13 protein-coding genes and 1 riboswitch are annotated in these 13,769 nt (G+C 39.5%); of the genes, 10 read left to right on the top strand and 3 right to left on the bottom strand.

The window, feature by feature from the left end; all coding sequences use genetic code 11:
• The first annotated feature begins 9 nt into the window (after positions 1-9).
• Positions 10-1,410 carry an aldehyde dehydrogenase gene (locus ACO1DI_RS18575; protein ID WP_423145535.1) on the top strand — a complete coding sequence of 467 codons (1,401 nt, stop codon included), beginning with the start codon at positions 10-12 and terminating at the stop codon, positions 1,408-1,410.
• 28 nt (positions 1,411-1,438) lie between these two features.
• Here ACO1DI_RS18575 and tenA read toward each other — a convergent pair whose 3' ends face one another.
• On the bottom strand, positions 1,439-2,128 hold the full coding sequence (tenA, locus tag ACO1DI_RS18570) for a thiaminase II (RefSeq protein ID WP_014460308.1): 690 nt from the start codon (positions 2,126-2,128) through the stop codon (positions 1,439-1,441).
• Positions 2,129-2,223: 95 nt separating this feature from the next.
• Positions 2,224-2,322, bottom strand: a riboswitch (TPP riboswitch).
• A gap of 229 nt (positions 2,323-2,551) precedes the next feature.
• Between tenA and ACO1DI_RS18565 the strand changes: the two genes are divergently transcribed.
• From ACO1DI_RS18565 to ACO1DI_RS18555, 3 genes are all read left to right on the top strand, one after another.
• Positions 2,552-3,298 carry a TspO/MBR family protein gene (locus tag ACO1DI_RS18565; RefSeq protein WP_115653752.1) on the top strand — a complete coding sequence of 249 codons (747 nt, stop codon included), beginning with the start codon at positions 2,552-2,554 and terminating at the stop codon, positions 3,296-3,298.
• A gap of 302 nt (positions 3,299-3,600) precedes the next feature.
• Positions 3,601-3,783, top strand: a complete 183-nt coding sequence (locus ACO1DI_RS18560) for a hypothetical protein (RefSeq protein WP_014460305.1) — start codon at positions 3,601-3,603, stop codon at positions 3,781-3,783.
• A 170-nt stretch (positions 3,784-3,953) separates the two neighbouring features.
• Positions 3,954-5,288: a sodium-dependent transporter gene (locus ACO1DI_RS18555; RefSeq protein ID WP_423145534.1), complete on the top strand. Its 1,335-nt coding sequence runs from the start codon at positions 3,954-3,956 to the stop codon at positions 5,286-5,288.
• Positions 5,289-5,318: 30 nt separating this feature from the next.
• Here the strand turns inward: ACO1DI_RS18555 and ACO1DI_RS18550 are convergent, their stop codons facing one another.
• A complete protein-coding gene (locus ACO1DI_RS18550; RefSeq protein ID WP_423145533.1) occupies positions 5,319-5,894 on the bottom strand; it encodes a cell wall hydrolase in 576 nt (191 codons plus the stop codon).
• A 250-nt stretch (positions 5,895-6,144) separates the two neighbouring features.
• Between ACO1DI_RS18550 and ACO1DI_RS18545 the strand changes: the two genes are divergently transcribed.
• The 5 genes from ACO1DI_RS18545 to ACO1DI_RS18525 all read left to right on the top strand — a co-directional run bounded on the left by ACO1DI_RS18545 (position 6,145) and on the right by ACO1DI_RS18525 (position 11,036).
• Entirely contained in the window at positions 6,145-7,176 is a 1,032-nt protein-coding gene (locus tag ACO1DI_RS18545) for a LacI family DNA-binding transcriptional regulator (protein ID WP_140450788.1), read from the top strand.
• Positions 7,177-7,265: 89 nt separating this feature from the next.
• A complete protein-coding gene (locus ACO1DI_RS18540) occupies positions 7,266-7,991 on the top strand; it encodes a ThuA domain-containing protein (protein ID WP_042992142.1) in 726 nt (241 codons plus the stop codon).
• A 32-nt stretch (positions 7,992-8,023) separates the two neighbouring features.
• On the top strand, positions 8,024-9,049 hold the full coding sequence (locus ACO1DI_RS18535) for a Gfo/Idh/MocA family protein (RefSeq protein ID WP_014460300.1): 1,026 nt from the start codon (positions 8,024-8,026) through the stop codon (positions 9,047-9,049).
• A 12-nt stretch (positions 9,050-9,061) separates the two neighbouring features.
• The gene (locus tag ACO1DI_RS18530) at positions 9,062-10,066 is read left to right on the top strand and encodes a Gfo/Idh/MocA family protein (RefSeq protein WP_221779845.1); all 1,005 of its coding nucleotides are present in this window, start codon (positions 9,062-9,064) and stop codon (positions 10,064-10,066) included.
• 1 nt (position 10,067) lies between these two features.
• On the top strand, positions 10,068-11,036 hold the full coding sequence (locus ACO1DI_RS18525) for a sugar phosphate isomerase/epimerase family protein (protein ID WP_209369069.1): 969 nt from the start codon (positions 10,068-10,070) through the stop codon (positions 11,034-11,036).
• A gap of 68 nt (positions 11,037-11,104) precedes the next feature.
• Here the strand turns inward: ACO1DI_RS18525 and ACO1DI_RS18520 are convergent, their stop codons facing one another.
• On the bottom strand, positions 11,105-11,713 hold the full coding sequence (locus tag ACO1DI_RS18520; RefSeq protein WP_115653758.1) for a DNA-3-methyladenine glycosylase: 609 nt from the start codon (positions 11,711-11,713) through the stop codon (positions 11,105-11,107).
• Between the two features lie 463 nt (positions 11,714-12,176).
• On the opposite strand from ACO1DI_RS18520, the gene ACO1DI_RS18515 reads away from it, so the two are divergent.
• Entirely contained in the window at positions 12,177-13,676 is a 1,500-nt protein-coding gene (locus tag ACO1DI_RS18515; protein ID WP_014460296.1) for a UDP-N-acetylmuramoyl-L-alanyl-D-glutamate--2,6-diaminopimelate ligase, read from the top strand.
• The last annotated feature ends 93 nt before the right edge of the window (positions 13,677-13,769 follow it).

The following is a 13,769-nucleotide window of genomic DNA, read 5'->3' as shown; positions in this document are numbered from 1 at the left end:
ATGAAAGAGATGAAATACGAGCAATTCTATATCACAGATGAAACGGTCATTGAGCATATTGTCTCCACACAAAAGCAATATTTCTATGCGCAAAAGACAAAGAGCATCAGCAGCCGCATTCAAGCGCTGAATAAGCTCAGAGACGTAGTCAAACAAAACGAGCAGAGAATTATGGATGCGTTAAAACAAGACTTAAATAAATCTGAAGTAGAGGCGTACACGTCGGAAATTGGAATTTTACTAGAGGAGATTCGATTTACGCTTAAGCATTTAGCAAAATGGATGAAGCCTAAAAAAGTAAAAACCGCTTTAACACATGTGGGCTCTAAAGGGAAAATTGTTCCTGAACCGTATGGAGTCGCGTTAATTATTGCCCCGTGGAACTATCCGTTTCAATTAGCGCTGTCTCCTTTAGTAGGAGCGATTGCCGCTGGAAACACGGCGATTATCAAACCTTCTGAATTAACGCCTAGCGTATCTCGCGTTATACAAGAATTACTAGCTGAGGCTTTTGATCCAGCATTTGTGACGGTGATTGAAGGCGCTGTAGACACGACAAGCCTGCTTTTAAAACAGCCCCTTGATTATATTTTCTTTACGGGAAGTGTAAATGTAGGGAAAATTATTATGCAAGAAGCAGGGAAGCAGCTTATTCCAGTCACGCTTGAGCTAGGTGGGAAAAGTCCGTGCATTGTACATGAAGATGCAAACCTAGATCTTGCAGCGAAACGAATTATGTTTGGCAAAGGAATGAATGCAGGCCAAACGTGTGTTGCTCCTGATTATTTGCTCGTGCATAAAAAAGTGAAAGCGCAGCTGGTAGAGAAACTTCGCGAAGCAATTTATCAATTTTACGGTAGTAATCCACTTGAAAGCGACCGCTACGGCCGTATTGTCAGTGAGCGCCATTTTACTCGGCTAGTTGAGTTTTTAAAAGACGGAAATGCTATAGTTGGAGGCGGATATCAGAAGGACAGGTTAACAATAGAGCCTACGGTGTTAAGTGAAGTGAGCTGGAATTCGGACGTTATGCAAGAAGAAATCTTTGGACCAATTCTTCCTTTAATTGAATACGAAACGCTAGACGAAGTCGTTCACAAAGTCCAAGAAAAAGCTAAGCCGTTAGCTCTTTACTTATTTACAGAAAGTGAAGATGTGCAAAACGTCATAACGGAGCGTCTTTCATTTGGAGGAGGCTGTATAAATGATACGCTTATGCATATCGCTACGCCGTATTTACCCTTTGGCGGAGTAGGAGAAAGCGGTACGGGTCAATATCATGGAGAAGACAGCTTCCGGACATTTTCTCATTTTAAAAGCATGCTGTCTCAAACAACCAAGTTTGATTTGTCATTCCGCTATCCTTCGGAAAAACAAAGCTTGAAAATGATTAAAAAATTATTGAAATAAAAGAGCCTCCTGATAGGAGGCTCTTTTGTTATTTTGAAAGTGAAAGCTGAGAAAGCGGCCATTTTTCTTGGGTATATGCCATTTCCCAAAATAAATACTCGAGTTCACAGCTTTTGATGAAGTGATCTTTCATACGGTTACGTTCTTCTTCAGTCGCTTGCTCTGCAAGTTCATCAAGCTTGTTGCAAAACCATTGTGTTGTGCCATTCATTTCTTCATTATTATAAAACTGAATCCATTCATAAAAAGGATGAGAAGGAGATGGATTTACTTGCTCTGTAATGCGCTGGCCAATTTCAACGTACGTCCACGGGCATGGAAGGAGCACGGCAATGATTTCCGCTAAGCTGCCTGTATGCGCAACGCTCATCATATGATTGATGTAGTGACTAGCCGTCGGTGAAAGCGTCTCAGTGTGAAGGTCTTCATAGCGTACGCCTGCTACTTCACAAAAATTATTGTGAGGGTGGACTTCACTATGTAACACCGTAGAAATGCCGGCATTAAAGGCTTCCATTTCGGTGCGCGTGCGGCATTTTGTTAAAGCAGCGCCGTAAATGCGGACAAATGCTGTTAAGTATTCATAGTCTTGAGAAACGTAGTGAATAAGCGCTTCTTTTGGCACGTTTCCTTCAGCAATTCCTTTAATAAAAGGATGGTTAAAAATTGCTTCGTAAATATAGTTTGCTTCTTGTCTTAATTGAGATGAAAATGACATCAAAATCCTCCTTTAATATGAGGAAGTCACAAACAAGCACATAAAGGAAATAAAAAACACTCCGTTTATAAGCGGAGTGGCAAAGGACAGTAAGAAACTGAACATTGCCACTTTCCTACGCTGGTATGAGCCAGATCAGGTTCAAAGGGATCAAGAAAACTTGTCTCAGCCGATGGGCACCCCTAGTGGACTTCCTGTTAATCTATGTTTAACTTACCATATATTCTGAAAAATGAAAAGTGATATTAAAACTTGGAAGCAAACTGTTTTTTATCCCTTAAAGAGGCAGCTTCTTTAAGCTGTTTTTAATCATTTTTGTGTAAAAATGCATATTTTTAGGGGAGAAGAGGTATTAATGAAGGGAAGAGCCGTTTTGGTCTCCAAAACATTTCCCCCTATAAATAGAAGAAAGGAGAGAATAAAATGGCAAAATTTCGTTTGTATGCCGTATTAAATGTAGTAGGTTTGGCTATTACACTACTTGTGAATTATTTAGCAAATGCTATTCCAATAGGAGGAAAAACAACGGCAGAGGCTTCTGCACAAGTTCCTACGTTGTTTACACCAGCCGGTTATGCCTTTGCTATCTGGGGCGTTATTTATTTATTATTAACCATTTGGGTTATACGTCAATTTTTTGCAAGAGAAGATCAAAAGGAGATATACGCACGTATAGGCATTTGGTTTTTCCTAAACTGTTTGTTGAACAGTGCATGGATTTTTATTTTCCAAAACGATTACTATAAGTTATCACTTTTAGTTATGTTCTTTATTTTGGGTACATTAATGGTTGTGTATTCCATCATTCAGCATTCTCGGATGACAACATGGTTCATGCGTCTGCCGATTTCCCTTTATCTTGGCTGGATTTCCGTTGCGACTATTGTTAATGTGTTTGTCGTATTTCAAGCGAATGGAATAGAACATTTGCTTGGCTTAAACGAGTTAGCCTGGACGATTATTATGCTGCTAGTAGGGGCCGTGCTTGGCATTACATTCACATTAAAAAACCGAGACGCTGTTTATCCGCTTGTTTTTGTTTGGGCTTATATTGCCATTGCGGTAAAACAAAGTGGAAATCAGTCCATTGTAATCACGGTCATTATTTCAGTTGTTTTATTAGCAATTGCTATTATTGTAGGATTGATTAAGCGCTATAGACGTTTGTAAAAAGAAGCTCTAGCCTATATAAGCTAGAGCTTTTTATGATGCTCTTTTGATTGTAAAAAAGCAGCTGTAAAAGCAATTAAGCTAATTAAAATACCAAACGGAACAACAATTGGTACGAATGATAAAATAAATGTCATAAGTGTAACCTCCATGTTGCATCGGTGCGTAATGAAAAATTCAACTTTTTTAAATTGAAGTCCCGTTATTATAGTATGCTAGGCTCTTGGTTTGGAGCCTATATGTTTAGAAATAAATGAAAAAGGCAACATACGTTACATATAGGTTATATAGGAGGAGTTAAAATGGAAACATATATAGTCGCTTACACAGATAAAGATACTATGGAGTATAAACAAGTGACCTGCGAGAGTTATGAAGATGCAGAGCGTACGGTTCTTCGGTTAGAAAGAGAAGGGCATATGCATATTGAAGAAATATCAAATCAGGAAGCCTACCGTGGAGATGAGTCATCGTACAGAGAATAATTGTTGAATAAAAAGATCGAACCTAAAATGAAGAAGCCGCTGCTTCTTCATTTTTTTATATAAATATCATTTTATACAAAAAAGTAAAACGGGAATGATTTTCTTCTGCATTTATGGTACAGTACTAATCAGGTGAGTTTTGAGTTTAGAAGAGGAGAGAGTAACATTATATGAGTAAAGGAAATCAGTGGTCTTCACGCCTCGGTTTTATTTTAGCATCTGCTGGGGCAGCAATTGGTCTAGGAGCGATATGGAAATTTCCATACGTAACGGGAACCAGTGGCGGTGGAGCATTTTTTGCGTTGTTTATTTTATTTACAATTTTTATTGGATTGCCGCTTCTGCTGGCAGAATTTATCATTGGAAGACATACGGGAAAAGAAGCAATTAGTGCTTATAAGGCAATTGCCCCGAAGTCCGCTTGGGTATGGATTGGCAGGCTGGGAGTAGTCAGCTGTGTCGTATTGCTTTCCTTTTACAGCGTCGTTGGCGGCTGGGTGATTTTATATACGATTATGAGCGTAACCGGCATGCTAAGCGGAAAAGAGTATGGCCCGCTATTTAATGCTGTCATTAGTCAACCTTATGTAGTATTAGGTGCACAGGCGCTGTTTTTATTAATTACAGTGTTTGTTATTTCAAAAGGCGTACAAAAAGGAATAGAGCGTGCTAATAAATATATGATGCCGCTGTTATTTATCTGTTTTATCATTATTGTTGTGCGCTCTTTAACATTGGACGGAGCTATGGACGGAGTAAAGTTCTTTTTAAAACCGGATTTTTCAGCCATTACAGGGTCATCTGTTCTCTATGCGCTTGGCCAGTCGTTTTTCTCGCTTTGCGTGGGATTATCCTGCATGGTGACATATAGCTCTTATTTAGGGAAAAAAGTAAGCTTGACGCGTTCAGCAGGCACCATTGCTATTTTAAACTTGTTTGTTTCGCTGCTGGCAGGCTTGGCTATTTTTCCAGCCGTTTTTTCGTTTGGATTAAAGCCAACTGAAGGGCCTGGACTTTTGTTTGTGGTCTTGCCAACAGTATTTGAGAAAATGCCGTTTGGCACCGTCTTTTTAGCACTGTTTTTAATTTTATTTCTATTCGCTACGCTTACGTCTGCTTTTTCACTGCTGGAAATTATCGTAGCTGCTTTAACCAAAGACGATCAGACAAAACGAACTCGCTACGCTTCTTTATCAGGGATTCTTGTGTTCGTAGTAGGTATCCCATCAGCGCTTTCGTTTGGTGTATTAAAACATGTTTCACTTTTTGGCAGAAGTATATTTGACGTAGCTGACTTTTTTGTGAGCAACTTAATGCTGCCTCTTGGAAGTTTAGCCATTGCGATTTTTGTGACATTTAAAATGAAAAAAGAAGCCGTGTATGAAGAGTTTATTTCAGGAAGTACAAAAGGCGCTAAATTATTCAACGCATGGTTCTTTCTAGTTAAATACGTATTGCCTATTATTATTATAGCTGTTCTATTAAGCTTACTTGTTGCATATTAAAAAAAGCACTCATCTGAGTGCTTTTTTTGTTTATTTTGCAAAAACGTGATTTCCGATTGTAATCGTAACCTGTTTTTGACGAAGCCACTGGTTGCTTGTTTTATCTGGATTAAAGAAGAATAACGAACCTTTTCCTTGACCTCTAAAAGCTAGTGCTTCATTTACAGCTTTTTTTGCTTCAGCATCCGCTGCTTTATTAATTTCACCGTTTTGTACAGGTGTAAACTGTGTACCTTGATAAATCACATCATGAATAGAGTCTGGGAAAGAATCGCTATCTACGCGGTTTAAGACGACTGTTGCTACAGCCACTTTGCCAGCGTAAGGTTCGCCTTTTGCTTCAGCTTGTACAAGGCGAGCTAACAGATCTTTATCACTTTCGCTAATAGAGTTAGGGATTGTTAATGTTTCATTTGCATTAATAGAGTCGGTAGATTTGTGATTCGCTTCTTTTAACTGTTTAACCGTAACCCCGTATTCAGCGCCAATCTTGTAAAGAGTCTCTCCGGATTTTACGCGATGAGTTGTTTCAGCGGCATTTGCCCCGTGATTCATGCCAAACATAGGAATTGCTAGTGCTCCGATAATTGCTAGTTTCTTAAACATAAAGTAAGTACCTCCTGAAATCCTTTTGAACGCCCCTTTTATCATGGATCGGTACGTGCTGTGCACCGAACTTTATATGTACGTTTCAAAGATTAACAGGTGTCAATACATCTTGTCACTGCTTAAAACATACCAATCTAGGAAGATATTATAATAGTTAACAGATAATTTGAAAAATACGTTGACTGATAATAAAGGAGTGAATTATAATGAACGAGTAAATAGTTAACCGTTTAACTGGAGAGATTTTATGGGAGAAAAGATAACGATTCGTGATGTAGCAAAGCATGCAGGGGTGTCTGCAGCTTCAGTATCTTACGTCTTAAACGGAATTAACAAAGTATCCGATGAAACAAAAGAGCGAATTTTAACAGCGGTAAAAGAATTAAACTACGAACCAAATTTAACCGCCGTTAGTCTTTCAAAGCAAAAGTCTAATATGATTGGCGTTATGTTTCCACTTACGGACGATTCACTTTCTACTATATTTAAAGATAACCATTATTACAGCGAAATGATTAGTGGAATTGAATATGTAATACGTAAGCATGGTTATGATCTAGTCATATCCGGAGTGAGTAGCCCAGCTGATTGCTTAAAATGGATTCGGACGAGAAATATTGATGGTCTTCTGTTTTTAGGAGCCTTCCCGCATCGATTATATGAAAAAATGAAAGCGTTATCGAATCCGATTGTGTTAGTAGATACATATGAAAAGTACGAACGTGACTATCATCATATTTCGGTAGACGATGAGTATGGAGGATATCTCGCTACAAAACATTTAGTGAATTTTGGGCACCAAAAAATTGCTTTTGTCGCGCACCATCTCGTCAATAGTCCAGTTGATAAGAAGCGGTATATAGGCTACGAGAAAGCATTAAAAGAAGCGGGCATTACACCGTCCAGGGCATTTGTTTTTGAAGTGAACGAAAGCTCATTTGATAACGGATACAATTTAGGAAACAAACTGCTGCAAGATCATAAGGATATTCAGGCGGTTTTTGCATCCTCTGATACGCTGGCGCTTGGAATTATGAAAGCGCTACAAGAAAAAGGGAAAAGAATTCCGCAAGACTATTCAATTGTAGGGTTTGACGACATCACGTTTAGCAGCTATGCATCTCCAAGTCTAACAACCATTCGTCAAGATGTATTTAACAAAGGAGTGGTAGCCGCAACGTCTGTTATTCAAGCAATTGAACACCGTTTCAACACGCTGCAGCATGTAAAATTATCGGTTGAACTTGTTATTCGAGATTCGACTGCTAAGCGCGGGTGAACCACAGTAAGTTAACCGGTTAACCAAAGTTTAGCATTTATAAAAAAAGGGGATATAAGTTAGCATTCACAAAAAAAGGGGATATGAAAATGATTAATGTTACAGTATGGAATGAAAATCGTCATGAACAGAAAAATCCGGTTGTAAGAGAAATTTACGCTGAAGGCATTCACGGTGCCATCGCTTCTTTTTTAGAAGAAGGAGGGTTTCGTACGCACACAGCCACATTAGACGAAGTAGAACACGGGTTGACTGAAGAAGTATTAAATCAAACGGATGTTTTAGTATGGTGGGGTCATTTAGCACATGACGAAGTAAAAGACGACATCGTTGAGAAAGTAAAGCAGCGGGTGCTAGACGGTATGGGGCTTATTGTCTTACACTCAGGTCACTTTTCTAAAATTTTTAAAGAGTTAATGGGCACAAGCTGCGACTTAAAATGGCGTGAAGCAGATGAAAAAGAGCGCTTGTGGGTAGTAGAACCGAGCCATCCGATTGTCGAAGGTATTGGTGAATTTATCGAGCTTGAGCGCGAAGAAATGTATGGAGAGCACTTTGATATTCCAGCACCTGATGAACTGATTTTCACGAGCTGGTTTGAAGGCGGAGAAATTTTCAGAAGCGGCTGCACGTACAAACGTGGAAACGGAAAAGTATTTTATTTCAGACCTGGACATGAAACATATCCAACATACCATAACAAAGACATTCAGCGTGTCATTATGAATGCTATTAAATGGGCGAAGCCAGCAGAGAGAAAACGTCCTGTTTACGGCAATGCGCAACCGCTTGAATCAATCGCTGTTAAAAACTAATTAATCATGCTTAAGCAAAGGGGATAGGAAAGATGGCAAAAGTAAAAATTGGCGTTATTGGGTGCGGAAGCATTGCGCAACACCGTCACTTACCAGAATATAAGATGAATGAACAAGTAGAATTAGTAGCCGTTTGCGATATAAACACAGAACGTGCAAACAGCGTAGCGCAGCAGTACGGTGTAAAAGCTTACACAAACTATGAAGAGCTTTTAGCAAGCGGTACAGTGGAAGCAGTGAGCGTATGTACGCCCAACTATCTTCATGCGCCTATTTCGGTTGCAGCGTTAAACAGCGGAGTTCATGTCCTGTGTGAAAAGCCGATGGCAACATCAGAAGAAGAAGCGAAAGCAATGATTGAAGCAGCAAAAACAAACGGTAAAAAACTAATGATCGGACATAATCAGCGCTTTGTAGCTTCTCATCAAAAAGCTCGTGAACTTATTGAAAAAGGAGAAATCGGTAAAATTTATAGTTTCCGTACGGCTTTTGGCCACGGTGGTCCTGAAGGCTGGAGCGTGGACGGAAAAGAAAGCTGGTTCTTCAAAAAAGACGAAGCGTTTATTGGTGCTATGGGAGATTTAGGTGTTCATAAAACTGATATGCTTCGCTACATATTGAGCGAAGAAATTGTAGAAGTCGGTGCATTTGTGGAAAGCAATGCAAAAGACTTTGCAAATGTAGACGACAACGCTGTGTGTGTATTAAAAACGGAAAGCGGGATTATCGGGACGCTTGCGGCAAGCTGGGCTTACAATGGAAAAGAAGATAACTCCACGATTGTTTACGGAGAGAAAGGGATTCTTCGTTTAGAGGACGATCCGACGTATTCATTAGTTGCCCAATATGCAACGGGTGAAGTGGTGAACTATGAATTAGGAAAGATCCAGTCGAACGATGAAGGCGGACAAAGTAATTCTCACGTCATTGAACAATTTGTAGATGCAGTTGCAGAAGATAAAGAATCTCCTGTTCCTGGTGAAGAAGGATTAAAATCACTTGCTGTTATTTTAGCAGCTTTAAAATCAAGTCAAACGAAACAAATTACGCGCGTGTAAGAGGTGAAAAACGTGAGAATTGGCATAATCGGAGCAGGAGGGATTGCTGTAAGCAGGCATATCCCGGCATTCAGACAACTGGGTGATGAATGTGTGATTTGGGGGCTTAGCGATATTAATAGTGAAAGAGCCACAGAGGTAGCCAATGAGCATAATATCCCTCACGTATTTGTTGATTACAAAGATATGTTTAAAGAAGTGGATGCTGTATGTATTTGTACACCGAATAAATTTCACGCCGAGTTTGCAGTAGAAGCGCTAAAAGCAGGCGTGCACGTCCTATGTGAAAAGCCAATGGCGATGTCTAAAGAGCAAGGTGAAGAAATGCTTGCTGCTGCTAGAGAATCAGGTAAGCAATTAGCGATTGCGTATCATTACCGATTCATGAAAGAAGCGCAGGCTGCGAAAAAAATGATGACAGAGGTAGGGCGCCCATTAGTTGCACGTGTCAGAGCAATGCGTCGCCGAAAGGTTCCCGGTTGGGGGGTATTTACGAACAAAGATCTTCAAGGGGGAGGCAGCTTAATTGATTACGGCTGCCATTTGCTTGATTTAACGCTTTGGCTAATGGGAAACCCAAAGCATACTGAAGTATTGGGGAGTACATATAATGATCTGAGTAAAACGCCTAACCAATTAAATCAATGGGGAGCATTTGATCATGAAACATTCAGCGTGGATGATCATGTAACGGCCTATATTAAATTTGAAAATGGAGCGTCGCTTCTTTTAGAAACTTCTTGGGCTGCTAATATCGAAGATGATGAAGAGCACGTAAGCATATCAGGGGTAGAGGGCGGTTTAAGCGTGTTTCCGTTTGAACTATATACGTCTAAAAACGGTATGCTCATGAATAGTACGTCACCTTGGATAGATGGAGAAGATGATTACAGCCTGAGTCAGGCTAAAAATTTCGTTGAAGCGTGTAAAGGAAATGCTGAATTAGTGGTAAAGCCACAAGAAGCGCTTCAAGTCTCAGCTATTATTGATGAAATATATCGCACAGGGGGAAATTAAAATGAAACTTGGAGTATTCACGGTCTTATTTGCGGATCTTTCTTTTGAAGAGATGTTAGATAAAGTAAAAGCAGCAGGTCTTCATGCTGTTGAAATCGGAACGGGCGGCTATCCGGGAAACAGCCATTGTCCGCTAGATGAGCTGCTTGAAGATGAAGAAAAAAGAGAAGCATATGTGAAGCAGATAAAAGACCGCGGACTTACAATCAGCGCATTTAGCTGCCACGGCAATCCTATTTCACCTGAGGCAAGTTTTGCAAAAGAATCTGACGAAACGCTTCGCAAGACCATCCAACTAGCATCATTAGTTGATGTTCCAGTGGTTAACTGCTTTTCTGGAACAGCAGGAGATCACGAAGAAGCGAAGTACCCAAACTGGCCTGTTACTCCTTGGCCTAACGAGTATGGAGACGTATTGAATTGGCAGTGGGAAAATAAGCTTGTTCCTTATTGGAAAGAAATTGGAGAACTAGCAGAGGAGCATAATGTAAAAATTGGTTTAGAACTTCACGGTGGATTTCTAGTTCATACTCCGTATACGCTCCTAAAGCTTCGCGAAAAAACAAGTCCAGCGATTGGTGCTAACCTTGATCCAAGTCATTTATGGTGGCAAGGAATTGATCCGGTAGGAGCTATTAAAATTTTAGCAAAAGAAAATGCGATTCATCATTTCCATGCAAAGGATACGTACTTGGACCAAGATAATATTAACATGTATGGACTGACGGATATGCAGCCATACGGAGAAGTCCAAACGCGTGCATGGACGTTTAGATCCGTAGGGTGCGGACATGATGTAAAAGAGTGGTCTGATATGATGAGTGCACTTCGCACATACGGATACGATTATGTAGTCAGCATTGAACACGAAGATCCAATCATGTCGATTGAAGAAGGGTTTAAACGCGCGGTTACAAACTTACAAAGTGTATTAATTGAAGAAACTCCCTCACAAATGTGGTGGGCGTAAGTAAAAAGAAGCATCTCTAAAAAAGAGGTGCTTCTTTTATTTTCGTTGATAAATTATTTGCTTTCTGTTCACCTAAATTTCGATACAAACGGGTGATTGGTAACCCAAAAGCGCCAAGGGTAATCCTTCGCTTCACCAGAATTATCAATGCCAACGCGAGGTCCGGCGGAAATCGCTGAAGGAGTGAAGCCACGAGCAATATAAAGAGGAGGGGTGGTTAAATCATGGCCGTACAAATCCATTGAAACCCCTAGTGCTTTTGTTAGTTTCCCAGGACCGTTTGTCCAATTTATTTCATTTTCCATCCCTCGACGTCTAGTTTTCATCAAATCTTTTCCGCTAAATGGCTCAATAGCTCGAATGAGGACGCCTTCTGGACAATCGATATCGCTGCTTACAACATTGAGTAAACAATGTGTATGCATTGTATGGGTATAGGCATGACCAGGAGGACCGAACATTACCTCTGTTCTTTTTGTGCGCCGGTTGTTAAAGCTATGAGCTGCTCGGTCGAAAGGTCCTTTATAAGCCTCGGTTTCTACAATAAAACCAGATGCAGTTCCTTCTGGCGTTTCATGAATAAGAAGACACCCTAACAGCGACTGAGCTAGTTCAAGCGTAGGCTGTTGATAAACCGAAAGAGGAAGTGGTTCAATCGCTAAAAGAGAACGCGTCATTTGCTGTAGTCCATCCTTTCAAAGCAGAGTTGTTCACGCTGTTATGCGCATCTTTTATTATGATGTTTTCTTTATGATTTTGCAAAGGGAGGGACTGGTTAATACAAGTAATCTTTCTTCCCCCCTTTTCAAGTATTTATCATGATTCAACTTACTCTATGAAATCATTTTATTTTAAAGAATGGTTTCGTTTTGCGCGTGTAGGGGGAATATTTTACTACAATACTTTGCTTTTGCTGTTGGTATGATATACACATTTCATCCATATTTTACATGCTTTTAGTTTTAAAAAATAGTGATCCGTCTTTTCTTTATTTTCGTTCTACACATGAAAGCAAAATAAAAAGATTGAATTGTAGAAAGTTCTTTATAAATGGAGATAAAGAAAAAATATCCTTCAAAGAGTATTTAAGGGATTTTAGAACATATTAAAAATAAAATTTATATACTGTGAGGAATAGCTATGAACATCCACTTTGATACATTAACAGACTTATCAATTAAACATATTTTTGGGCCTGCATCTCAAACAATCACCCATCTCACATATCATTCAAAGCAAGTTCACGACGGATCCGTATTTTTTAGTATAAAAGGTGAAAATGAAGATGGACATCAATATATTAAAGAAGCTATATCTAGAGGAGCGGTAGCAGTATTTGGGACAAGCGTTGAGCAGCTTCGTCTTTTAAGCACTCAGTATGCTCACTGTACGTTTTTAGCTGTTGACGACGTCCGTAAAGTAATGGCATCTTTTTCTAAAATGTATTTTGATTATACAGATGAAAAAATTGAGACAATTGGCGTTACAGGTACAAATGGTAAAACAACCGTAGCAGCTTACGTAAGGTCGCTTTTAACTCTTTTAAAATTGCCGACAGGGTCGATTGGAACGACCGGCATTTGGTCATCAAAGCAAAAGTTAGTTTATAAAAAAAGTACGCCTACAACGCCGGAATCGGTAGACTTGCATAAAATTTTTTATGATTTGTATACAAGAGGCGATGAAGCGGCAGTGATGGAAGTATCTTCAATTGCGATTGATCAGCAGCGAGTAGAAAATATTTATTTTGATGTAGCCATTCACACAAACTTATCGGAAGAGCATTTAGAGTATCATAAAACGTTTGAGCACTATAAAAAATGCAAGATGAAATTATTTCAACAGGCCAAACATGCCGTTATTAATATAGATGATCAGGACATGGGTAAAGACTTAAGCAGGGTATTTGAAGGACCTAAAGTCACGTATAGTTTATTAAATAATGCGGAAGCAACTCTGCAAGCAAAAAACATTATTGTCAAAGAAGGAGGCTCTTTCTTTGATTTACTTTATAAAGGACAGTCATACAAAGTAGCAGTGCCTGTATATGGCGATTACAACATTGCCAACGTGTTAGCAGCCGTCGGTACAGCCCTTCACTTTGAATACCACATTGAAGATATTATTAGCGTGCTTCCTCAATTGGAAAGTCCAGAAGGGCGCTTTCAAGTGATAGAAGGTCCAAATAACCAAAAAGTGATCTTAGACTATGCCCATACGCCTGTTGCTCTTACTCGTTTGGTCGAAGAAGTAAAAAAAATGGAGTACAACCAGCTGATTGTCATGATTGCAGGGATCGGCATTCGAGATTTTAACAAAATGCCTAAAATGGCGCGCACCATTGAAGGAAAAGCTGATGAAATTATCGTAACGGTTGATCATCCAGGTCATCATGATCCGAATGTAATCGTAGATCAAGTGATGACAGGTTTTTCGAATCCGAGCGCAAGCAATATTCACCGCGCCCCTACTCGAACGGAAGGAGTATTAAAGTCGCTTTCTTTAGGAAAGCCGAATGATATTATTTTACTTACAAGCGGCTGTATTAACGGCGCTCAGCTTGTAAAAGGAAAGGAAATTCCGCATTCAGACGAAGAAATTATTGCCTCTTATTATGCGTCTTTAAGCAATATTTCTTAACACTCATCTTTATTTATTGAACGTAGAAAAAGTGAAACACCATACGAAAGAAGGTCTCTTACTATTTTTAGAGACCTTCTTTTTTTGCATTAA

Origin of the sequence: Priestia sp. 40 (assembly GCF_049368575.1) — a bacterium.
In the GTDB taxonomy this organism is placed as follows: Bacteria; Bacillota; Bacilli; order Bacillales; family Bacillaceae_H; genus Priestia; species Priestia zanthoxyli.
Note: the sequence above shows the minus strand (reverse complement) of the source record. Positions and strands in the feature narration are given on the sequence as shown.

What these genes read in the sequence shown, in the direction of transcription:
- ACO1DI_RS18575 (WP_423145535.1), top strand. Translation starts at nt 10, where the DNA reads ATGAAATACGAGCAATTCTATATCACAGATGAAACGGTCATTGAGCAT.
- tenA (WP_014460308.1), bottom strand. Translation starts at nt 2,128, where the DNA reads ATGTCATTTTCATCTCAATTAAGACAAGAAGCAAACTATATTTACGAA.
- ACO1DI_RS18565 (WP_115653752.1), top strand. Translation starts at nt 2,552, where the DNA reads ATGGCAAAATTTCGTTTGTATGCCGTATTAAATGTAGTAGGTTTGGCT.
- ACO1DI_RS18560 (WP_014460305.1), top strand. Translation starts at nt 3,601, where the DNA reads ATGGAAACATATATAGTCGCTTACACAGATAAAGATACTATGGAGTAT.
- ACO1DI_RS18555 (WP_423145534.1), top strand. Translation starts at nt 3,954, where the DNA reads ATGAGTAAAGGAAATCAGTGGTCTTCACGCCTCGGTTTTATTTTAGCA.
- ACO1DI_RS18550 (WP_423145533.1), bottom strand. Translation starts at nt 5,894, where the DNA reads ATGTTTAAGAAACTAGCAATTATCGGAGCACTAGCAATTCCTATGTTT.
- ACO1DI_RS18545 (WP_140450788.1), top strand. Translation starts at nt 6,145, where the DNA reads ATGGGAGAAAAGATAACGATTCGTGATGTAGCAAAGCATGCAGGGGTG.
- ACO1DI_RS18540 (WP_042992142.1), top strand. Translation starts at nt 7,266, where the DNA reads ATGATTAATGTTACAGTATGGAATGAAAATCGTCATGAACAGAAAAAT.
- ACO1DI_RS18535 (WP_014460300.1), top strand. Translation starts at nt 8,024, where the DNA reads ATGGCAAAAGTAAAAATTGGCGTTATTGGGTGCGGAAGCATTGCGCAA.
- ACO1DI_RS18525 (WP_209369069.1), top strand. Translation starts at nt 10,068, where the DNA reads ATGAAACTTGGAGTATTCACGGTCTTATTTGCGGATCTTTCTTTTGAA.
- ACO1DI_RS18520 (WP_115653758.1), bottom strand. Translation starts at nt 11,713, where the DNA reads ATGACGCGTTCTCTTTTAGCGATTGAACCACTTCCTCTTTCGGTTTAT.
- ACO1DI_RS18515 (WP_014460296.1), top strand. Translation starts at nt 12,177, where the DNA reads ATGAACATCCACTTTGATACATTAACAGACTTATCAATTAAACATATT.